This window comes from Bradyrhizobium sp. USDA 3650 (genome assembly GCF_054057395.1).
In genome coordinates this window covers 7852043-7869715 of record NZ_JBSRZG010000001.1, presented here as the reverse complement: position 1 = coordinate 7869715, position 17673 = coordinate 7852043, and the positions used below count along the sequence as shown (strand labels likewise).

Annotated in this window: 20 protein-coding genes; 6 read left to right on the top strand and 14 right to left on the bottom strand. The window is 63.8% G+C overall.

Features of this window, described 5'->3' with window-relative positions; translation table 11 throughout:
- Window positions 1-97 precede the first annotated feature (97 nt).
- From ACVIN2_RS37145 to ACVIN2_RS37135, 3 genes are all read left to right on the top strand, one after another.
- A complete protein-coding gene (locus ACVIN2_RS37145; protein WP_456769410.1) occupies window positions 98-883 on the top strand; it encodes an SDR family NAD(P)-dependent oxidoreductase in 786 nt (261 codons plus the stop codon).
- Window positions 884-1315: 432 nt separating this feature from the next.
- Window positions 1316-2488 carry an acetylornithine deacetylase gene (gene argE / locus ACVIN2_RS37140; RefSeq protein ID WP_456769409.1) on the top strand — a complete coding sequence of 391 codons (1173 nt, stop codon included), beginning with the start codon at window positions 1316-1318 and terminating at the stop codon, window positions 2486-2488.
- A gap of 205 nt (window positions 2489-2693) precedes the next feature.
- Window positions 2694-3044 (top strand): immunity 8 family protein, encoded by a 351-nt coding sequence (locus tag ACVIN2_RS37135; RefSeq protein WP_456769408.1) that lies wholly within the window; start codon window positions 2694-2696, stop codon window positions 3042-3044.
- Between the two features lie 94 nt (window positions 3045-3138).
- Here ACVIN2_RS37135 and ACVIN2_RS37130 read toward each other — a convergent pair whose 3' ends face one another.
- The 3 genes from ACVIN2_RS37130 to ACVIN2_RS37120 form a co-directional block, all read right to left on the bottom strand.
- A complete protein-coding gene (locus tag ACVIN2_RS37130) occupies window positions 3139-3765 on the bottom strand; it encodes a LysE family translocator (protein ID WP_456769407.1) in 627 nt (208 codons plus the stop codon).
- An 89-nt stretch (window positions 3766-3854) separates the two neighbouring features.
- Window positions 3855-4913, bottom strand: coding sequence for a phosphotransferase family protein (locus tag ACVIN2_RS37125; protein WP_456769406.1), 1059 nt, complete (start codon window positions 4911-4913; stop codon window positions 3855-3857).
- A gap of 132 nt (window positions 4914-5045) precedes the next feature.
- Complete coding sequence (locus tag ACVIN2_RS37120) at window positions 5046-6281, bottom strand: acyl-CoA dehydrogenase family protein (RefSeq protein WP_275168169.1); 1236 nt, start codon at window positions 6279-6281, stop codon at window positions 5046-5048.
- Window positions 6282-6515: 234 nt separating this feature from the next.
- Between ACVIN2_RS37120 and ACVIN2_RS37115 the strand changes: the two genes are divergently transcribed.
- Complete coding sequence (locus ACVIN2_RS37115; protein WP_456769405.1) at window positions 6516-7178, top strand: TetR/AcrR family transcriptional regulator; 663 nt, start codon at window positions 6516-6518, stop codon at window positions 7176-7178.
- 196 nt (window positions 7179-7374) lie between these two features.
- Here ACVIN2_RS37115 and ACVIN2_RS37110 read toward each other — a convergent pair whose 3' ends face one another.
- The 7 genes from ACVIN2_RS37110 to ACVIN2_RS37080 form a co-directional block, all read right to left on the bottom strand.
- Window positions 7375-7767 carry a RidA family protein gene (locus tag ACVIN2_RS37110; RefSeq protein ID WP_456769404.1) on the bottom strand — a complete coding sequence of 131 codons (393 nt, stop codon included), beginning with the start codon at window positions 7765-7767 and terminating at the stop codon, window positions 7375-7377.
- Window positions 7768-7862: 95 nt separating this feature from the next.
- Window positions 7863-8078: a hypothetical protein gene (locus ACVIN2_RS37105; protein WP_007602925.1), complete on the bottom strand. Its 216-nt coding sequence runs from the start codon at window positions 8076-8078 to the stop codon at window positions 7863-7865.
- A 103-nt stretch (window positions 8079-8181) separates the two neighbouring features.
- Window positions 8182-9060 (bottom strand): 3-keto-5-aminohexanoate cleavage protein, encoded by an 879-nt coding sequence (locus ACVIN2_RS37100; RefSeq protein ID WP_456769403.1) that lies wholly within the window; start codon window positions 9058-9060, stop codon window positions 8182-8184.
- A 202-nt stretch (window positions 9061-9262) separates the two neighbouring features.
- Window positions 9263-10492, bottom strand: a complete 1230-nt coding sequence (locus ACVIN2_RS37095; protein WP_456769402.1) for a CaiB/BaiF CoA transferase family protein — start codon at window positions 10490-10492, stop codon at window positions 9263-9265.
- Window positions 10493-10674: 182 nt separating this feature from the next.
- The gene (locus ACVIN2_RS37090; protein WP_456769401.1) at window positions 10675-11880 is read right to left on the bottom strand and encodes an MFS transporter; all 1206 of its coding nucleotides are present in this window, start codon (window positions 11878-11880) and stop codon (window positions 10675-10677) included.
- A gap of 114 nt (window positions 11881-11994) precedes the next feature.
- Complete coding sequence (locus ACVIN2_RS37085; RefSeq protein ID WP_456769400.1) at window positions 11995-12843, bottom strand: 3-keto-5-aminohexanoate cleavage protein; 849 nt, start codon at window positions 12841-12843, stop codon at window positions 11995-11997.
- A gap of 123 nt (window positions 12844-12966) precedes the next feature.
- Window positions 12967-14358 carry an MFS transporter gene (locus tag ACVIN2_RS37080; protein WP_456769399.1) on the bottom strand — a complete coding sequence of 464 codons (1392 nt, stop codon included), beginning with the start codon at window positions 14356-14358 and terminating at the stop codon, window positions 12967-12969.
- A gap of 349 nt (window positions 14359-14707) precedes the next feature.
- Here ACVIN2_RS37080 and ACVIN2_RS37075 point away from each other — a divergent pair, with 349 nt between their 5' ends.
- The gene (locus ACVIN2_RS37075; RefSeq protein ID WP_456769398.1) at window positions 14708-14965 is read left to right on the top strand and encodes a type II toxin-antitoxin system Phd/YefM family antitoxin; all 258 of its coding nucleotides are present in this window, start codon (window positions 14708-14710) and stop codon (window positions 14963-14965) included.
- Complete coding sequence (locus tag ACVIN2_RS37070; RefSeq protein WP_456769397.1) at window positions 14962-15345, top strand: type II toxin-antitoxin system VapC family toxin; 384 nt, start codon at window positions 14962-14964, stop codon at window positions 15343-15345. The genes ACVIN2_RS37075 and ACVIN2_RS37070 overlap by 4 nt, the downstream gene beginning before the upstream one ends.
- A 58-nt stretch (window positions 15346-15403) precedes the next feature.
- On the opposite strand, the gene ACVIN2_RS37065 is transcribed toward ACVIN2_RS37070, so the two are convergent.
- Genes ACVIN2_RS37065 through ACVIN2_RS37050 form a run of 4 tightly spaced genes read right to left on the bottom strand, consistent with a single transcriptional unit; the run spans window position 15404 to window position 17615 of the window.
- The gene (locus tag ACVIN2_RS37065; protein WP_456769396.1) at window positions 15404-15574 is read right to left on the bottom strand and encodes a hypothetical protein; all 171 of its coding nucleotides are present in this window, start codon (window positions 15572-15574) and stop codon (window positions 15404-15406) included.
- A gap of 35 nt (window positions 15575-15609) precedes the next feature.
- Window positions 15610-15813 carry a hypothetical protein gene (locus tag ACVIN2_RS37060; RefSeq protein WP_007611681.1) on the bottom strand — a complete coding sequence of 68 codons (204 nt, stop codon included), beginning with the start codon at window positions 15811-15813 and terminating at the stop codon, window positions 15610-15612.
- 18 nt (window positions 15814-15831) lie between these two features.
- The gene (locus tag ACVIN2_RS37055) at window positions 15832-17166 is read right to left on the bottom strand and encodes a PQQ-dependent sugar dehydrogenase (RefSeq protein ID WP_456769395.1); all 1335 of its coding nucleotides are present in this window, start codon (window positions 17164-17166) and stop codon (window positions 15832-15834) included.
- Window positions 17163-17615 (bottom strand): DUF2231 domain-containing protein, encoded by a 453-nt coding sequence (locus tag ACVIN2_RS37050; protein ID WP_456769394.1) that lies wholly within the window; start codon window positions 17613-17615, stop codon window positions 17163-17165. Before ACVIN2_RS37050 ends, ACVIN2_RS37055 begins: the two co-directional genes overlap by 4 nt.
- Window positions 17616-17673 lie beyond the last annotated feature (58 nt).

Sequence of the window (17673 nt, the reverse complement as noted above, 5' to 3'; positions counted from 1 at the left end):
AGTAGCGAACGTGTCTCAAGACACTTTACCGTTTGAAATCTTGTTTGAAATTCCGTCGCGCGGCAAGCGTCGCGTGCGAACCAAAGGGAGAAACCGCATGGGCCGTCTGCAAGGCAAATCCGTCATCATCACCGGTGCCGGCAGCGGCATCGGCCGCGCGGCCGCGCTGCTGTTCACCAAAGAAGGCGCCAAGCTGATCGCGGTCGATCGCACCGAGGCAGTGAAGGAGACAGTCGAGGAAGTGAAGAAGGCCGGCGGTGTCGCGGAAGCCATGATGGCGGACGCCGGCTCCGAACAGGACGTCATCGCCGTGATCGACAAGGCGGTGAAGACGCACGGCCGGCTCGACGTGATCTGGGCCAATGCCGGTGTCTCCGGCGGACTCGTTCCGCTCGGCGAGCAGACCGTCGAGCAATGGCAGGAGGTTTTGCGCATCAATCTGATCGGGCCCTTTCTCGCGGTGAAGCATGCGATGCCGCACATGGTGAAGCAGCAGTCCGGCGCGATCGTGCTGACCGCGTCCGTCGCGGGCCTCAAGGCCGGCGCCAGCGGACATCCCTATGCCGCGAGCAAGGCCGGCGTCATCTCCCTGGTGCAGACCACCGCCTATTCGCTCACCGGCACCGGCGTGCGCATCAACGCGGTGTGCCCGGGCCTGATCGAGACCGGCATGACCAAGCCGATCTTCGACCGCGCCAAGGAGCGCGGCACCGCCGACAAGATCGGCCAGCTCAATCCGCTCAAGCGCCCCGGCCAGCCGCACGAGCTCGCCGCGATGGGACTGTTTCTGGCCAGCGACGAGGCGTCGTATGTCAATGGCCAGGCCTTCCCGGTGGACGGTGGCCTCACGGCGTCGATGCCGTATACGGGGAAGCCGGTTTAGCTGAGGGCGTAGTCCCGGCGAAGGCTGCGAGATCGCGAGCCCGGCTGCATCGATACCGTCATTGCGAGCGCAGCGAAGCAATCCAGAGTCTTTCCGCGGCGCGAGGCGTCCGCTCAGGTTGCCCGCCCTGCAAAAGCTGTTCGCGCCGATGTGGCCCACGTCCACCGCTGTCCGGCCCGCGTTCGGGACGATCGCGAAATATATTTGACGAGGCTCGTTGACCGACCATTTGGGTGTTTTGCCCAACGGCAACTCAAGGTCTTGTAGCCCGGATGAGCGAAGCGACATCCGGGATTCCTACACGCGCTGCCCCGGGTCTCGCTTCGCTCACCCGGGCTACGGGACCGACATGTTGATTTGCTCACAGGAGCACGACATTGGTATGGTTCGTGCAAGCATCTCAGCTTCCATCCCCCTGACAAGAACGTGACAATGCCAAGCTCAAGACCCGACCGTATTCGCAAGCTGCTCGCCGACCTCGTCGGCTTCGACACGATCAGCAATCGCTCCAACCTGCCCCTGATCGCGCATATCGAGAGCTATCTCGCCGCGCTCGGCATTAAGGGCGAACGCTTCGTCGACGAGACCGGGCAGAAGGCCTCGCTCTGGGTTACGATCGGGCCGGAGGACCGCCCCGGCCTGGTGCTGTCGGGACATACCGACGTGGTGCCCGTCGTCGGCCAGGACTGGAGCCACGATCCGTTCAAACTCGTCGAGCGCGACGGCAGGCTCTATGGCCGCGGCACCACCGACATGAAGGGATTCGTCGCGGTGTGCCTCGCCATGGTGCCGGAGATGCTGGAAGCGAAGCTCGCAACACCGATCCATCTCGCCATCTCCTATGACGAAGAGATCGGCTGCGTCGGCGTGCGGCCGATGCTGCGCGAGGTCGCGAAGAAACGGATCAAACCGCTCGGCGCCTTCATCGGCGAGCCGACCGAGATGAAGGTCATCATCGGCCACAAGGGCAAGCATGGCGTGCGCGCGACGTTCAAGGGGCTCGCCCGCCACTCCTCGATCGCGCCTGACGGCGTGAATGCGATCGAATATGCGGCCGAGCTGATCGTCGAGATTCGACGGCGCGCCGTGGCGCTCGCAGCCGTGCGAGCGGCCGACAGCCTCTATGACGTCCCGCACTCGACGCTGCTCACCAGCATCGTCCATGGCGGCGCCGCGCTGAACATCGTGCCCGACACCTGCACGGTCGATTTCGAATGCCGCGGCATCGGCATCACCGAGTCCAGGGAGGTGACGGATGCGATCGTCGCCTGGACCAAGACCGAGATCGAGCCGGCGATGAAGAAGCAGCATCCGGAGTGCGGCATCGATTTCGAGGAGATCCTCGACTACCCCGCGCTCGACACGGCGGCCGATGCGCCTATCGTCACGCTGGTCAAGAGCCTTGCGGGGCGCAACGACCACGCCAAGGTCGCGTTCGGCACGGAGGCAAGCCTGTTCGCCAGCATGGCCGATATCCCGTCCGTCGTGATCGGCCCCGGCTCGATCGCGCAGGCGCACACGCCGGACGAGTTCGTGGAAATGGCGGAGCTGCAGAAATGCGCAGGCTTCGTGGAGAAGCTGATCGCGCATTGCGTGAAGGGGTGAGGTGTTTCCGCGTCATTGCGAGGAGCTCTTGCGACGAAGCAATCCAGACGGCCACCGTGCGAAGATTCTGGATTGCTTCGCTTCGCTCGCAATGACGAGCGTCTGGAGACACCCGTAGCCCGCATGAGCGCAGCGACATGCGGGACCGGTGTCCCGGATATCGCTACGCTCATCCGGGCTACGAACCACCTACAATGGAGCGCCCATGGTTACGGCAAAACTGAGGTCTCTAGACAGCACTGATGCGGATCCGCTCGAGGCGTTTGCGCCAAGCGGGCCATTTGGGATTTTGGTAACGGCTATGGTCGGCCCCGCTGATGGGCCAGGACAAGAGTCTTTCGACTTCATGCTCTGCACCCCCGACTGGTACAGCTCCAATATGAACCAGGACATCACGATCGGACGGCATCATGTGTTCGTAAGGCAATTTAACTATGCTCGACTGCGAGATTTTGTCGAAGCTTATTGCGCTGAATGCTCGGGAACGTCCTGGAAGGAAGCGGCAGAAAAAATGGCCCGCCTCGGGAAGTGGGAATTTGAAGACTACATTCCCTAGAACTGAACACCTTCGCGACGTGACTGGATCCCGGCACTGCAGAGCAACGCTGCGCGCTGCGCCGCGTCCGGGACACGAGAGCGGCGGATACCGCTCATCGCTCCTGCAAGGCCAGCCGCACGCCGACGGCGCAGTAGATCGTTCCGACCACCTGGCCCTGCCATTTCACGACGGCTGGATGGCGGCGTAGCAAATTGCCGAGGCGGCCGGCGCCGATGGCGAAGATGACGGTACTAAGCAGGCCGAGCAGCACGAAAACGATGCCGAGGGTCGCGAGCTGAAGTGCGATCGAGCCGTGCTCCGGCTTCACGAACTGCGGCAGGAACGCGAGGAAGAACAGCGCGGTCTTGGGATTGAGCACCTCGGTCAGCACGGCCTGCCGGAATGCCCGCGCAGCGCTGATCGCGGGCGCGCCGCCGTTCACCTCGAGCGGTGTCTTGTCGAGCATGGCGCGAATGCCGAGGTAGATCAGAAAGCCTGCGCCCGCGTATTTGACGACGCTGAACAGCAGCGCCGACGTTGCGATGATCGCAGAGAGACCGACGATCGCCAGGGTGGTGTGGACCACGTCACCAGCCGCAATTCCCGCGCCCGTCGCGATGCCGACCCTGGTGCCCGAGCTCGCGGCGCGCGCCATAGTGAGGAGTGTCGCCGGTCCGGGAATGAAGACGAAGCCGAGGACGATGAGGATGTAGGTGACGAGGGTGGTGTGGTCGATCATGCGGGTATCTCTCTCGTCATTCTGTCCCGTGTCCGGGACACGAGAGGAACGCAAGCAAAGGCGCGGCCGTCAGCGCGCCTTCGGAGTCCTTAAACCGCGCCGGCCTTCTGCGCGTATTCCCATGACGCCTTCGACAACGGCACGGTGCGCTTGGCGGATTCGAGCGCCTTCGCATTCGCCGCGGTGCCATCGCGGACGCGGCCAGCGATGCCTTGCGTGATGCCGGCGAGGCGGAACAGGTTGTAGGCAAAATACCAGTTGAGGTCAGGCACCGTCATCTTGGTGACGTTGCAATAGATCTGCGCGGCCTCTTCCACGCTCGGAATGTTGAGCGCCTTGAGGTCGGCACCGTCCAGGCCGGGCATCACCCACTGCATCAGCAGATAGGTGAAGTCGGCCATGGGATCGCCGAGCGTCGACAATTCCCAATCGAGCACGGCTTGCACGCGCGGTTCCGTCGCATGGAAAATCATGTTGTCGAGGCGATAGTCGCCGTGGACGATGGAGACGCGCGCCTGCTCCGGCACGGTCTTCGGCAACCATTCCGCGACCTTCTCGAACTCCGGAATGGTCTGGGTCTCGGACGCGCGGTACTGCTTGGTCCAGCGGTCGATCTGGCGCGCGAAATAATTGCCGGGCTTGCCGAAGTCGCCAAGACCGATCGCGATGGGATCGAACATATGGAGCTTGGCCAGCGTCTCGATCTTGCTGGTGAAGATTTTTCGACGATCATCCGGCGTCTGGCTCGGCAGCGTCGGATCCCAGAACACCCGGCCGTCTTCCATCGACATGATGTAAAAGGCTGAACCGATGATGCTGTCGTCCTGGCACAGCGCATAGGCCTTCGCGACCGGAAAACCCTGCTTTCCCAGCGCCGCGATCACCCGATATTCGCGATCGACCGCGTGCGCCGACGGCAACAATTTGCCGAACGGCTTTCGGCGCATCACGTAGGAGCGGTTCGGCGTATCGAGCCGGTAGGTCGGGTTGGACTGGCCACCCCTAAACTGGAGCACGACCAGCGGGCCCTCATAGCCTTCGACGTTGTCGCGCATCCAGGCTTCGAGCCGCATCTCGTCGATACGATGACGCTCCTCGACCGGTTTGGTGCCCGAGAATTCTTCGTCTTTCCTGACGCCGTCAGCCACGATGACGCTCCCTCTTCAGTCCGAACATGATCCTAATCGGTAACCCCCGGCGCACTTGCGTCAAGCGGTCATCCGATCACGGATCATGCCCTGTCGTTTCTTCAAATCGGGAGCGCCAGCATGCTCTCCCGCTTAATGACTGGAAGAGTTTGCATACTTCCGAACCTCGAGCCTGGCAATGGCGCGATTGTGCACCTCGTCCGGGCCGTCGGCGAGACGGAGTGTGCGGATGTGGGCGTAGTCCTTGGCAAGGCCGGCTTCGTCCGAGACGCCTGCACCGCCGAAAGCCTGGATCGCCTCGTCGATGATCTTCAGCGCCATGTTGGGAGCGGCGACCTTGATCATGGCGATCTCGGCCTGTGCGGTCTTGTTGCCGACCTTGTCCATCATGTCGGCGGCCTTGAGGCACAACAGCCGCGTCATCTCGATATTGGTGCGGGCTTCGCCGATGCGCTGCTCCCACACCGAATGCTCGACGATCCGCTTGCCGAAGGCTGTGCGCGAGGTGAGCCGCTTCACCATTTTCTCCAGCGCCTCCTCGGCCTTGCCGATGGTGCGCATGCAGTGATGGATACGGCCGGGACCAAGACGGCCCTGCGCGATCTCGAAGCCGCGGCCTTCGCCGAGCAGGATGTTCTCCTTCGGCACCCGCACGTTCTCGAGCAGCACCTGGGCGTGGCCATGCGGCGCGTCGTCGAAGCCGAACACCGGCAGCATCTTCTCGACCTTGATGCCGGGGGTGTCGAGCGGAACCAGGATCTGCGACTGCTGCTGGTGCTTGGCCGCCTTGAAATCGGTCTTGCCCATCAAGATCGCGATCTTGCAGCGGGGATCGCCGACGCCGGACGACCACCATTTGCGGCCGTTGATGACGTAATGATCGCCGTCGCGCGCGATGCTGGTCTCGATGTTGGTGGCGTCAGACGAGGCCACCGCCGGCTCCGTCATCAGGAAGGCGGAGCGGATCTCGCCATCCATCAGCGGACGCAGCCATTTGCGCTTCTGCTCCTTGGAGCCGTAGCGCATGAACACTTCCATGTTGCCGGTGTCGGGCGCGGAACAGTTGAAGACTTCCGAAGCCCAGGAGATGTGGCCCATCTGCTCGGAAAGCAGCGCGTACTCGAGATTGGTCAGTCCCGCGCCGCGGAATTCGTCATCCTCATGCTCGTTGGGCGGCATGAACATGTTCCAGAGACCTTCGGCCTTCGCCTTCTTTTTGAGATCCTCGAGCACCGGGATCACCTTCCAGCGTTCGCCGCTGCGATCCTGCTCATCATAGACCGGCACCGCCGGGCGCACGTGCTTGGCCATGAAGGACTGCACGCGGTCGAGCCATTCCTTCTGCTTCGGCGACAGATCGAAATCCATGGGACGCTCCTCGTCTTTGCCAACTCGTTTTGGCGAATTTGTTTTGGCGAACTTGTTTTGCGCCGGACTGTCCACCCGCATTGTGCGACCCGCAAGTGCGAATGCGCGGCTTGCGGCTCCGGAACCCATTCGCGCGTTTGCGAATGACTCCTGATTGCGGATTGACTTTCCCGGCCTTCAAACGATAGTTTCATACAACTGTTTGAATTGCAACTCCCTCCCCGAGGGGCTCCCATGGCCAGCGATCATACCCGGACTGCCATTCTCGCCGCCGCCGAACGGCTCTATGCCGATCGGGGGTTCGGCGACGTGACGCTGCGCGACATCGTCGCGGAGGCCAATGTCAACCTCGCGGCGGTGAACTATCATTTCGGCTCGAAGGACGAGTTGATCGCGGAGCTGTTCGTGACACGCTCGATCGCCACCAACCGCGAGCGTCTGCGCGAGCTGAAGGCGGCGGAAGAACAAGGCGGCGGCCGCGCGCCGATCGAGGTGATCCTGCATGCCCTGGTCGGCCCAACGCTGCGCGGCTGCCTTGGCCCGGAGAACCAGCGCTCGAGCGCGGCGCGCTTCATGATCCGCGCCTCGATCGAATCCGTGCCGCCGATCCGCCGCATCAAGAACCGCGAGATCGACCATTTGCGGAAATTCGCCGGCGCGATGCGCCGCGCCCTGCCCGACCGCAGCGACGTCGATATTTATTGGGGTCTGAATTTCGCGCTCGCCATGGCGCACCACACCATCCGCGAGAGCGAACGGCTGACGAAATTATCGGAAGGCAAATGCGATCTCGACGACGTCGAAGACGTAGTCGCCCGCGTCGTCACCGTGGCGACGATGGCGCTGACGGCGGGACGGACAGAGGCGAAGGCGCCGTCAAAGGTGGCGGCGCGCTAGCACAACTCGTTGCCGCACTGACGGTGCGCTCCCTCGCCCCGTTCTTACGGGGAGAGGGTTGGGGTGAGGGCCTCTCTCCGCGTATGAGATCGTCGAGGGACCTCTACCCCCTCACCCGGATCGCACCGGACGATGCTTCGCATCGCCGAGGCGATCCGACCTCTCCCCGCAAGCGGGGCGAGGTAAGTAAGCGCGCTCACATCATTGCGATGCAGTCGATCTCGACGTCGAAGGGGCCGAACCATTCCGGCGTGCAGACGAAGATCCGCGCCGGCGGATCGTGCGGGAAATAGCGCGCATAGACGGCGTTGAACGCGGCGAAGTGTTTTGTCGAGGTGCAGTAGACGTTGCACTTCATGACGTTGTCGAGGCTCGCGCCCGCCGTCTGAAGGCACAGCTTCATCTGCTCCATGACGAGCTCGCTCTGCCGTTCGATCGGCACGTCCGCGATCTCGCCCGTCTCGGGGTCGAACGGCGGCAGGCCGGCGACGAAGATCATGTTGCCGGCGCGCGTGACCGGCGAGACCGGGGCGTTCCGGCGATCGAGGAATGTCGAGATCGGTTCGACGCGGAGCGCTTCACGTTGCATGGGCGGCCACCTTCGGTTCAAGCGAGATGACGGCTTGCTACATCATCTTGCAGCCGCCATGCTTCGCTTCCGATCGAAGTGTGTCGCGGAGCCGCCTAGGCGTGCTGCGGCATCTCCTCGGCCTCTTCCTTGGCAAGCAGCAGCAGCATCTCGATGCCCATGTCGCCTTCCTGCGGCGACCGGATGAACTTTATTTCGTCGGCGCTTTGCCGCAACGCGGCAACGATCGCGACGGCCTGATTGGCCGTTGCCGCCTCGGTCGCCAGAATTGCCTTCTGGTTCTTGGCCTGAAACCCGATCGTGTAGGACATGCGTTCCCTCCCGGACTGAGTGGACCGATCGAATCTGAGTCGCGCGCGGAGCGGAAGCCTGTGTGAGTACGGACCGGGATTATCTGGGGATTGTCCGCAAGCCTCAGGCAAGCCCGAGCATCGCGCGCGCCTCGGCGGCGGTCGCGACGCTCGCACCCAAGCTCTTCAGGATGCCGCCGGCACGCGCAACCAGCTCGGCATTGGTCTTCGCCAGCACGCCCTTGGACATATAGAGATTGTCCTCCATCCCGACGCGGACGTGGCCGCCGAGCAAATAGGCTTGCGCGACCATCGGGAATTCAGCGCGGCCGATACCGAAGCCCGACCAGATCGCGCCCGGCGGCAACAGGCTGCGGGCATAGAACATCGTCTCGGGCGTGGCGGAGAAGCCGTACTTGACGCCGAGCACGAGCGAAAACAGGCCCGGTCCCTTCAGCGTGCCGTCGGCAAGGAGATCGCGGGCCAGATGGCAGTCGCCGGAATCGAACAGCTCGATCTCCGGCAGCACGCCGGCCGCCTTCATCCGCTCGGCCATGATGCGGACGTTGCGCGGGGTGTTGATCACGACCTCGCCACCCGAGTTCATGGTGTTGAGATCGAGCGTGCAGATGTCGGGCTTGAGCAGCTCGATATGCTCGACGCGCTTTTCGGGTTGCAGCAGCGTGGTACCTGCAGCGGCGACGCGAGGGTCTTCGACCGAAGGCACAAAGCGCCCGCCGGGACCGGTCGTGAGGTTGATGACGAGAGACGTGTTGCGGGCGCGAATGCGATCCACCACATCGCGATAGAGATCGATCTCCATCGAAGGCCGCCCCGTTGCGGGATCGCGGACATGGATATGGGCAATCGCGGCGCCGGCTTCGGCCGCTTCCAGCGCCGATGTCGCGATCTGCTCGGGTGTGATCGGCAGATGCGGCGATTGCTCGGGCTTTGTCAGGTTGCCGGTGATGGCGCAGGTGATGATGGTTTTGGTGGCGGTCATGCGTGCTGTCCCTTTTCGTAAAACGCGCCACGAGCACCGGACCTCTTCCTTCTCCCCTTGCGGGAGAAGGTGGCGCGAAGCGCCGGATGAGGGGTTCTGTCCCCGCGCTCAAGTAAGAGTTCGACTCGCGGAGAGAACCCCTCACCCGTCTCGCCGCGACGCGGCGAGCCACCCTCTCCCGCAAGGGGCGAGGGGAGGAAAGTCAGATGATACCCTGCTGCTTCAGTGCCTCGATCTTGCCGGCATCATAGCCGAGCTTGCCGGCGAGCACCTCCCGGGTGTGCTCACCGAGCAACGGCGGGGCGCGGTAATCCTTGATCGGCGTTTCCGAGAGCGTCAGCGCGTTGCGGATCAGCGAGAGATCGGGCTGGAAGGGATGGTCGACCTTCACCCGCATGCCGCGCGACTGGACGTGGGGATCGGAAAACACCTGCTCGAAATTGTTGATCGGGCCGGAGGGCACGCCGGCCTCCTCCAGTCTGTCCAGCCAATAGGCCACCGGCTGCTTCAGGAACAGGCCGGCGAAGATCGCCATGATCTCCTTGCCATGTACGACGCGGTCGTTGTTCTTGACGAAGCGCTTGTCGTTCGCGAGCTCGGGCGCGCCGAGCACGGCGCAGGTGCGCTGGAACTGGCCGTCATTGCCGACCACCAGCATCAGCTCGCCGTCGGTGCAGCGGAACACGCCGGCCGGCATGCCGCCATTGCCCCAGGTGCCGCGGCGCGGCGGCGTCTTGCCGTTGACGAGATAGATCTGCAGCCAGTGCGACAACGACGCGATGACGGTGTCGAACAGGCAGACGTCGATATGCTGTCCCACGCCATCGTTGGCGTCGCGATGGTAGAGCGCCGAGAGAATCCCGATCGAGGTGTTCATGCCGGTCATGTAGTCGACGATCGACGGGCCGACCTTCATCGGGCCCTCACCGGGCTCGCCGTCGATATGGCCGGTGACGCTCATCAGGCCGCCCATCGCCTGCAGGATAGCGTCATAGCCGGCGCGCGGCGCGTAAGGCCCCGTCTGACCGAAGCCGGTCACCGAGCAATAGATAATGCCGGGATTGATCGCCTTGATGGTCTCGTAGTCGAGGCCGTAGCGCTTGAGATCGCCGACCTTGTAGTTCTCCATGAAGACGTCGACGTCCTTGGCGAGCTCGCGGATGATCGCCTGCCCTTCGGGCTTGGCGATGTTGACCGTGACCGACTTCTTGTTGCGGTTGGCGCAGAGGTAAAACGAATTGTTGTTGTTGGCCTTGCCCTCGGGGTCGGTCAAATAGGGCGGGCCGAAGGCGCGCGCGTCGTCACCGGTGCCCGGCCGCTCGATCTTGATCACCTCCGCGCCCAAATCGCCCAGCATCTGGGCCGACAGAGGCCCGGCAAGCACGCGGGTGAGGTCAAGGATCTTGATGCCTGAGAGCGGCAGGGCCGACATGTCGAATTCCTCCGGGAACTGGATCTTAGAGCTGATCTTGGCGCGGCGGCGAGATCGCGGGCCGCGCTCCCTGCGGATACACCATTTTGGCGGTCCGAGCACTGCACTGTGGGCATACGGCTATCCGCCTGCCCGCCCGGCGCAGGTCATCCGCGCGGTGAATTTCCGCAGCGCGAATATTCTCAGGTCACGGCCGCTGCGGCCACCTGCGGCCGCCGCCGGCTGAGCAGGACCAGGATCAGCACCGTGGCGCAGGAGCAGACGAAGGTGAGACCGAGCGCGCCGCGGCTGCCGAACTGGGTGAGCAGGCCGACAAGGAGCGGGGGCGAAACCGCGGAGGCGAGATTGAGCGGCAGCGCGATCATCGACATCGCCTTGGCGAATTCGGTCTGATCGTAGAACACGAGCGGGATCGTCGCCCGCGCCACCGCCATCGCGCCGCTGCCGGCGCCGTAGAGCAGGATGAAGGCCGCAACCGCCCAGGTCGCGCCCTCGCTCGTCATCAGCAGCAGCATGGCGATCGGCAGCGCCGTGCCGGCGACGAGCCCGGTCGTGATTCCATCCCACCGCCCTCCGCCGAGAAAATCGAGCCCGCGCGCGCTGACCTGGATCACGCCCAGCATCGAGCCGAACGCAAGTGCCTGCGCCGGGGGAAGCCCCTCCGCTCTCAACAATTCGATCATGATGGCGCCGATGCCGAAATTGACGAAGGCATTGAGCGTGATCGCGGCGACGACGAGGCTGAAGGTGCTCCTGGGAATCGCCGGCGGCGGCGACGACTTCACCGGCTCACCGCCATGACCCGCGGCGATTTTCCGGCGCGGTGCGAGAAACGCGTAGAGCGGAAGGTTGATGACGATCATCATCGCCGCATAGACGAGGCACGTCCCGCGCCAGCCGAGCAGACCGCTGAGGAACGACGTCGTCGGCCAGAAGATGCTGCTCGACAGGCCCGTCACCAGCATCAGCGCGCCGATCGCATTCTTGGCCTGCCGCCCGGCGACCTCGTTCAGCATGATATAGGCGCCGGTCGAAAGCGTGGCGCTGCCGGCGATGCCGAGGACGATCCAGGCGGCGAAATACAGCATCGGCTCGCGCGCGAGGGACAGCAGGATGAAGCCTGGCACGGTGAGGACCGTGCCTGAGATCATCACCTTTCGTGCGCCGTGCCGCGCAAACGACTTGGCGAGCCAGGGCGCGCACAGCCCCATCGACACATAGAGCACGGACGTCCCGGCGAACACCGCCGGCAAGCTCATGCCGAGATCGGCCGCGAGATCGCGTCCGACGATGGCGGGAAGACCTATCGTACCCCACCCGACAAGCTGGGAGACCGCGAGCACCAGCAGGACCCCGATGAGCCTGCTGTCAGATTTCAGAAACCGCATTCCAACCGTCGCCTGCCCGCCAGGCGCAGATCACGCCTGTGATGGCAGTCTTACCCGGAGACTCGGCGCACGGAAACGCCGGCTGTCGAATGGCAGCAGGCGGCCGGGAGCATGTCAGGAGGCGGCAGGAGCTCCCTGCCCCGCGATCCCGAGCAGGGATCGCGCCTCGGCCGCAGTCGCCACGCGCCGGCCGTGGTGCGCGACAGCCTCACCAGCGATGGTCACCAGTTCGGCGTTGCTGGCCGCGAGGCGCGCCTTGTCGATCCTGATATTGTCCTCGAGTCCGGTGCGGACCGCATCGGCGCCCCGCGCGAGCGCCCAGCCCATGACCTCGGCCTGGTGGCGTCCGATCCCGGCGGCCGTCCACGTCGCCTTCGGGATCAGCCGCCTGAGTTCGCCCAGCAGAATGTCGAGGACATGCTCGTCCGCGGGCATGGCGTTCTTGACGCCCATGACGAACTGCACGTGCGGACGCGCGTCGATCAGCCCAGCCTCGATCAAGCGGCGGGCCCCGTGCAGATGCGACAAATCGAAGATCTCGATTTCCGGCCGGATGCCATTCGCCTTCATCCCGGTGGCGAGAGTCTCGACCAGGGCGGCGCTGTTCTCGTAGACGATGGTCGGAAAGTTCACCGATCCCGTGGACAGCGAGGCCATGTCCGGCTTCAGATAGAGCGACGATCCGCGCGCCGAGGGATCGCGGCCCCGCCCGCCGGTCGAGAACTGAACGATCATGTCAGGACAGTGCTTCCTGATCCCCGCCTGCACCACGGCGAAACGCTCGGGATCGGAGGACGGCGTCTCGTCGTCGTTGCGAACATGGATGTGGGCGAGCGTGGCACCGGCTTCGAAGGCCTGGTGCGTCGACTCGATCTGCTCGGACGGCAGGATCGGGACCGCGGGATTGTCCTTCTTGCGCGGAACGGAGCCGGTGATGGCGACAGCGACGACGACGGGGTTCATCTTGCAACCTCATATTGATTGCGCTCACGCGCACCAAGTTTGAATCGGCAACCTGACTCTGCAGTGAGGCCCTGCCGCCGCGAACATCGTCGATCGCGGCGGCAGTTGCCTCTATTATACCCGTCAGGTCCGAACCGTGGCAGCCCCGCTCACCGCATCGCCGGCGCGCTGGCGGTCATAATCTGCCCGCGGCATCGGAACGGCATTGGGGTTGCCGAGATCGTCGATCCTGATCCGATAGGTTTCCCGCGCGGTCAGGGCCGCCAGCGCGGCGATGATCGTGATCGCGAAGGCAATCGCCCCCACCGTCAAGGGAATGTTGTTCGAGCCGGGCGGCGCGACGGTCGCAAACAGGGCGGGAAGCAATGCGGTGATGGTGGTTCCAATGTTCTGCGATATCGCCATCGCCGAGACGCGGGTGCGGGTCGGAAACAGCTCCGGGTAAAAGCTCGGGAAGATCGCGTTGTAGCCCTGATAGACGACGCCCCACATCAGCAGCGACACCAATATTGCCAGCGGCACATTCCTGATGCTGATGGCATAGAGATAGCAAAAGGCGAGCAAGCCGGAGAGAAGCGCGCCTACGATGATCGGAGGCTTGCGACCGACCTTGTCGGAGAGATTGCCGACGAAGGGAATGACGAACACCGCCAGCATGTTTCCGAGCACGGGGATCCAGAGATAGACGTCCTTGGCAAAACCGATCCCGTAGGCCGGCTGCACCGCATAGGCCGCGCCGAAGATGGTCGCAACGACAGGAATGACATTCATCAGCGCCATGCAGATGACCCTGAGCATGTCGCGCCAGCTCAGCTTGATGGCCTGAACGATGGGCGCGCGCGGCGTTTCTCCCCGTTCGCCCTCGCGGGCAAAGGCAGGGGTCTCGTCGACTTCGCGACGGATGATGTAGCCCGCGACGATGACGAAGAAGCTGAGCAGGAAGGGAATCCGCCAGCCCCAGCTGTTGAAGGCCTCGGTCGGCATATAGGCCGCCAAGGGCAGGAAGATTGCTGCGGCGAGGATCTGTCCGGCCTGCACCCCCTGAAGGGCGAAGCTGGCATAGAAGCCCCGCCGACCGAACGGCGCGTGCTCCAGGATCATCGAGCTTGCGCCTGAGATTTCGCCGGCAACGGCAAATCCCTGCACGAGGCGCAGAATGACGAGCAGAATTGGCGCCAAGATGCCAACCTGCTGGTAGGTCGGCAGGATACCCACGGCCATCGTCGAGATACCCATCAGGAACATGCAGATGATGAGAACCGTCTTGCGGCCATGGGTGTCGCCCCAGTGCCCGAGCACGAAGGCACCGATCGGCCGGGCCACATACCCGACGCCATAGGTCGCCAGCGACGCAACGATCGCGACGGTGGGGTTCTCCGACGGGAAGAAGATTTGCGGGAAGATCAGTGACGCGGCGGTCGCGTAGATGAAGAAGTCATAATATTCGAGAGCCGACCCGATCCAGCCGCTGGCAGCGGCTTTCCTGGACTGACTCATCTGATTGGTCGCGGTCATCTCAAGATTCCTCCCTTGGGTTTTTGACTGACGTCCCGTTGACGGGCTTCGCTCAAAATTGGGCAGCACTCTCCGGCCGCTCTGCGGAGTTTCGCGAGCGCTTGTCATTGCCGATGGGTGTCTGCTTGGTGGCGACGATAGGCTTTCGCCGGGCTAACACAATTACCCTGTTATGCGACAAACCTAACGTGATGTTATTTTGTGCGGGAGAACCCGCGTCCCGGCGACACCGCCGGTAGGCTCATGCCGAGATCGGCCGCGAGATCGCGTCCGACGATGGCGGGTGGGAGGTAGTTGACATTGGACCATTGCATGGTCCAATTTATGAAACTTGAGGAAGGACAATGAGATGCGGGTCTCCGTTACCGACGCAAAAGGACAATTGACCGATCTTGTCCGCCGCGCAGAGGCCGGCGACGAGGTGATCCTGACGCGGCATGGACATCCCGCGGTGCGGCTCGTTCCGGTCAAGGTTCCGCCGGACCGCGCCGCCCGCCGGACCCTGCTCGAGGCGGCACGAAGGACCGGCGGGGCCAAAGCTATTCCCGGACCGAGCGCCGCGCGCAGTCAGGACTTTCTTTTCGGCGATGACGGACTGCCGGAATGATCGCAGTCGACACTTCCGCGCTGATGGCGATCGTGCTCGACGAACCGCAAGCCGATGCTTGCATCACCGCGCTGGAGACCGCCGACGAAATCCTGATCTCGGCCGCCTCCGTTGCAGAAAGCCTGATCGTCGCGGCACGGCGGGGCGTCGACGAAGAGATGAACAAGCTGATTAGCGATCTCGGTTTGAACGTGATCTCGGTGACCCAAGCTTCGGCCGAACGCGTGGCGCAGATCTACTCGCGTTGGGGCAAAGGCATTCGTCCTGCCGGTCTCAACTTTGGTGACTGCTTCGCCTACGATGTCGCCAAGGAGCATGGCTGCGCCCTTCTTTACGTCGGCGACGACTTTGCCAAAACGGATATCGTTGCGGCGGCGTAGTCGACCACCGTCGGGGGCGGCGACTTACCGGCCGAACAGAAAAGCCGCGGGGCAGCCGTCAGGCTGTATGGCCGGGATCGACCTGCTTCGGCGTTTTCTTGTCGCGTTGGGGTGTCATCTTGGCCGGATCCGGCGCATTCGGCACGCCGCGCGGCCCGAGCTGGTCGCGCTGAATGTCGTCTTCGGAGCGGGAGGGTTCAACGCCGTTCGGCTCGCGGGGCTTGGTCATCGCAGCCTCCTGAAGTGTGTCGCTCGGAGTGTCCGTCAAATTCCCAGCGCGTTCTCGCCGGCTTCGCGGCCGGGTACGCTGACATGGACTTCGTGTCCCTCGCGAAGCGCCAGCGAGGCTGCGGCAACAGCCGACTCGAAGGCCGCTTCCTTGGTGGAGTATCGGTTCTTGACGTCGCCGTCGTGCAGCACGCCCCATTCGTCCTGCACCGGCACGATCGTGTATTGAGCAAGGCCCATGGTGTAACTCCTCGAGATCTATCGCTGCGTGAGCTGCGGGTGCGCCGCCGTCACGCGCCACACCGTGTTGCCGCTGTCATCGGCGACCAGCAGCGCGCCGGTCTTGTCGATGGCAACGCCGACGGGCCGCCCGCGCGCCTGGTTGTCGCTGTTGAGGAAGCCGGTGACGACGTCCTGCGGCGGGCCGCTCGGCTTACCGTCCGTGAACGGCACGAACACCACCTTGTAGCCGTTCAAGACCTGCCTGTTCCAACTGCCGTGCTCGCCGACGAAGGCACCGCCGCGATAAGCGGCCGGCAGACTCGCGCTGGTGTTGAAGGCCATTCCGAGCGGCGCGACATGCGAGCTCAGCGCGTAGTCAGGCACGATCGCCTTGGCGACGAGATCAGGACGCTCCGGCTTGACGCGAGGATCGACGTGCTGGCCGTAATAGCTGTAGGGCCAGCCATAGAAGCCGCCGTCCTTCACCGATGTCAGGTAGTCCGGCACGAGATCGGGGCCGAGCTCGTCGCGCTCGTTCACCACTGTCCACAGCGCCCCCGTCTGCGGCTCGAAGCTGAGGCCGTTGGGATTGCGCAAGCCGCTTGCGAAGATGCGCCAGCGGCCGCTGGCACGGTCGATCTCGAGGATGGCGGCGCGATTGTGCTCGGCCTCCATGCCGTTCTCGGTGATGTTGCTGTTGGAGCCGACGCCTGCATAGAGCTTCGAGCCGTCGGGGCTCGCGACCAGGCTCTTGGTCCAGTGATGGTCGATCGGTCCGCCCGGCAGCGGCGTCAGCACCGTGCCCCGCGCGGTGATCTTGGTATCGCCTTCGGTATAGGGATATTTGACGATCGCATCGGTGTTGGCGACATAGAGATCGTTGCCGACCAGCGCGACGCCGAACGGCGAGTTGAGATGGTCGAGAAAGACGCTTTGCGTGTCCGGGACGCCGTCGCCGTCGCTGTCGCGCAGCAGCGTGATGCGGTTGCTCTCGCCGGTGTCGCCGCCTGATGTCGCCCAGGACTCGATGTATCCCATCACGATTTCCTTGGGCCGCTTGATCGGAGCGCCCTTCGGCGCCTTGGATTCCACCACCAGCACGTCGCCGTTGGGAAGCACGTAGAGAAATCTGGGGTGCTGCAAGCCGGTCGCGAAGGCCTTGGCCTGCAAGCCCTGCGCAACGGCCGGGGTCTCGTCCTTCTTCCAGCCGACGATGCGGGCGATGTGCATCGGCGGCAGCAGATATTGCTGGATGTCGGGCAGCGTCGGATTGGCGCCGGTTTGCGCCTTCGGATCGCCGCTGCCGTCATTGCAGCCGGCGAGAGACAGCAGCGAGGCGCACAACAGCGCCCGAGCGATTGCGGAGTTCATCGCGCAACTCCTACGCCGTGGCGGTACACCATGGCCCAGCCGAGCCAGCCGGTGACCGGCAGGATCAATACGGTGATGGCTGAAAGAAGGAGCCCAGTCGGCCACACCGAGGTCCAGGCATCGCGCGTATGGATCAACGCATTGACGGTGGCGAGGACCAGCGCCAGCGCATTGCCGATCAGATGCGGCCACGCCGGCGGCTGCGCCCGCACCAAGCGGTTGCCGAGAAAATCGGTCAGGCCGGCGATCGCGGCCAGCACGCCGAAGATGACGCCGACCACCAGAAGCCAGGCGGAAAAATCCGCCCACATGATCTCGGCACTGACGACATAGGCGATGTCGGTCAGCAGCGCCCCGATGAAGCAAACGATCGGGATCGGCACCAGCATCGGATGAATCGGATGGCCCGCGATTTGCGCGGTCGAGCGCACACGCAAATTGTCTTGCACGGTTGACCTCTTGTCAGATCGCCACCCCTCCCCGTTGGAAAACACCCGCTTCCAGCGA

Bases quoted from the DNA above. Each gene is read 5' to 3' on its own strand.
- ACVIN2_RS37145 (WP_456769410.1), top strand. From the start codon at position 98: ATGGGCCGTCTGCAAGGCAAATCCGTCATCATCACCGGTGCCGGCAGC.
- argE (WP_456769409.1), top strand. From the start codon at position 1,316: ATGCCAAGCTCAAGACCCGACCGTATTCGCAAGCTGCTCGCCGACCTC.
- ACVIN2_RS37135 (WP_456769408.1), top strand. From the start codon at position 2,694: ATGGTTACGGCAAAACTGAGGTCTCTAGACAGCACTGATGCGGATCCG.
- ACVIN2_RS37130 (WP_456769407.1), bottom strand. From the start codon at position 3,765: ATGATCGACCACACCACCCTCGTCACCTACATCCTCATCGTCCTCGGC.
- ACVIN2_RS37120 (WP_275168169.1), bottom strand. From the start codon at position 6,281: ATGGATTTCGATCTGTCGCCGAAGCAGAAGGAATGGCTCGACCGCGTG.
- ACVIN2_RS37115 (WP_456769405.1), top strand. From the start codon at position 6,516: ATGGCCAGCGATCATACCCGGACTGCCATTCTCGCCGCCGCCGAACGG.
- ACVIN2_RS37110 (WP_456769404.1), bottom strand. From the start codon at position 7,767: ATGCAACGTGAAGCGCTCCGCGTCGAACCGATCTCGACATTCCTCGAT.
- ACVIN2_RS37105 (WP_007602925.1), bottom strand. From the start codon at position 8,078: ATGTCCTACACGATCGGGTTTCAGGCCAAGAACCAGAAGGCAATTCTG.
- ACVIN2_RS37100 (WP_456769403.1), bottom strand. From the start codon at position 9,060: ATGACCGCCACCAAAACCATCATCACCTGCGCCATCACCGGCAACCTG.
- ACVIN2_RS37095 (WP_456769402.1), bottom strand. From the start codon at position 10,492: ATGTCGGCCCTGCCGCTCTCAGGCATCAAGATCCTTGACCTCACCCGC.
- ACVIN2_RS37090 (WP_456769401.1), bottom strand. From the start codon at position 11,880: ATGCGGTTTCTGAAATCTGACAGCAGGCTCATCGGGGTCCTGCTGGTG.
- ACVIN2_RS37085 (WP_456769400.1), bottom strand. From the start codon at position 12,843: ATGAACCCCGTCGTCGTCGCTGTCGCCATCACCGGCTCCGTTCCGCGC.
- ACVIN2_RS37080 (WP_456769399.1), bottom strand. From the start codon at position 14,358: ATGACCGCGACCAATCAGATGAGTCAGTCCAGGAAAGCCGCTGCCAGC.
- ACVIN2_RS37075 (WP_456769398.1), top strand. From the start codon at position 14,708: ATGCGGGTCTCCGTTACCGACGCAAAAGGACAATTGACCGATCTTGTC.
- ACVIN2_RS37070 (WP_456769397.1), top strand. From the start codon at position 14,962: ATGATCGCAGTCGACACTTCCGCGCTGATGGCGATCGTGCTCGACGAA.
- ACVIN2_RS37065 (WP_456769396.1), bottom strand. From the start codon at position 15,574: ATGACCAAGCCCCGCGAGCCGAACGGCGTTGAACCCTCCCGCTCCGAA.
- ACVIN2_RS37060 (WP_007611681.1), bottom strand. From the start codon at position 15,813: ATGGGCCTTGCTCAATACACGATCGTGCCGGTGCAGGACGAATGGGGC.
- ACVIN2_RS37055 (WP_456769395.1), bottom strand. From the start codon at position 17,166: ATGAACTCCGCAATCGCTCGGGCGCTGTTGTGCGCCTCGCTGCTGTCT.